Annotated in this window: 1 protein-coding gene; it reads left to right on the forward strand. The window is 73.3% G+C overall.

What is annotated here, in order from left to right:
* The coding region (locus AB6A65_RS16380; protein ID WP_371039471.1) for a phage portal protein at positions 1-438 on the forward strand (438 nt) is incomplete at both ends.

Raw genomic sequence — 438 nt, forward strand, 5'->3', positions numbered from 1 at the left:
GCCTACGCCTACACGGTGGCCGGGCGCACGCATCGCTTCGACGCCGCGGCGCGGCCCGCGCCGGTCTGCCATCTGCGCAGTTTCCATCCCCAGGACGACCACCACGGGCTCTCGCCGATGCAGGCGGCGGCGCAGGCGGTGGACGTGCACAACGCCGCCTCGCGCTGGTCGAAGGCGCTTCTGGACAATGCCGCGCGGCCCTCGGGGGCGATCGTCTATCAGGGTGCCGACGGCGGCGGCGGGCTCGCGCCCGAGCAGTACGACCGGCTCGTGGCGGAGATGGAGAGCTATCACCAGGGCGCGCGCAACGCCGGGCGGCCGATGCTCCTCGACGGGGGGCTCGACTGGAAGCCGATGGGCTTCTCGCCCTCCGACATGGAGTTCCAGCAGACCAAGGAGGCGGCGGCGCGCGAGATCGCGCTCGCCTTCGGCGTGCCG

The organism is Rhodosalinus sp. FB01 (genome assembly GCF_041365715.1).
Taxonomy (GTDB): Bacteria; Pseudomonadota; Alphaproteobacteria; order Rhodobacterales; family Rhodobacteraceae; genus Rhodosalinus.